The organism is Bacteroides sp. AM54-2NS (genome assembly GCF_003602935.1).
Classification (GTDB): Bacteria; Bacteroidota; Bacteroidia; order Bacteroidales; family Bacteroidaceae; genus Bacteroides; species Bacteroides xylanisolvens.
Map to the genome: position 1 here is coordinate 1 of NZ_QTMZ01000132.1, position 1086 is coordinate 1086.

General features: G+C 37.0%; 1 protein-coding gene. It reads right to left on the reverse strand.

The features are described 5' to 3' along the window. Nucleotides 1–38: 38 nt before the first annotated feature. Nucleotides 39–905: a transposase gene (locus DXA05_RS26110; RefSeq protein WP_128859789.1), complete on the reverse strand. Its 867-nt coding sequence runs from the start codon at nucleotides 903–905 to the stop codon at nucleotides 39–41. Nucleotides 906–1086 lie beyond the last annotated feature (181 nt).

Genomic DNA, 1086 nt, shown 5'->3' on the forward strand with positions numbered 1-1086 from the left:
AATAATGCGAATCAGTAGTTGAACTCTGATTCCTTGTTTTAGAAAATTAGATAAATGAATGCGATGGCAATTTTGCCCATCGTATGTACTAAAAGTCCAGATGTAGATCTGACTTTCATCGCTCTTTGAATATTTGTTTTTTCATTCAGCCAGTTGAAAAAAGATTCTATCGGTTGTCTGACCTTTGATAATGCAGTTGAAAACAGGTCTCTGCCCGCTTTCTCTCTTTGAGTAATAATAGGCTCCTCTCCCTTTATTGCTTTAACGGGAGTCATCATGGTTACCCCTTGTTCCTGCTGTTTGTTTCCCCAGAACGAGAAGTCTGAGTATATCTTATCCGCAAATATATATCTGTTTATAAGACTATCAGCGGCTTCTCTTTTAAGAACAGTCAGATCATTCTCCTCTGCCGATGATAAGATGATCATTTCGGGGAATGGAATGGTTCCTTCCCTGCGGAAAGCTAAGGTGTGAAGTTTGAGCCCGAAATAATACATGTTCTTTGTAGAGCAGTATCCTTTAGTGGCAATTTCAGTAGCCACTTTTCCGGTTTTGTTCTTTCCTGCACAAGTAATGATGGGCATGGAGTCAATAAGTGATATCATAGAATCGCAATCTGTTGGTTTAAAGAAAGTAATGAGATGCTTCACCAGTTCATTAATCGCCTCACTCATCAGCTTCAGCCGATAGTTGAATGTTTGATAAGAGGGAAGGTTAGGGAACCAGGAAAGCAAATATTCTTTGGTGAATGTATGTATCTCTTTGATGCTAAAATAGCACTGATACGCTCCGCAGAACAGATATACGGTAAGCAGCTCCTGATCAGTGAAGATCGGTGTAGCGTTATTACTGAACCTCTGACAGTAGAACTTCAGTGAAGACTGATAAACATCGCAGATATACATATATATTTTTATAAGTTTTAGCTCTTTCTCCTTGGGAATCATAATTAGAATAATGAGTGGTTTTATTCTTCTAATATACTGATTTTCAAGGAGATTAAGAAATAAATAAATGAGATAATTAATTGAATAATAACAATTTAACTAACTGAATCAGCTAGTGATTTCAACTACTGATTCGCAT

What these genes read in the sequence shown, in the direction of transcription:
- DXA05_RS26110 (WP_128859789.1), bottom strand. Translation starts at nt 905, where the DNA reads ATGTATATCTGCGATGTTTATCAGTCTTCACTGAAGTTCTACTGTCAG.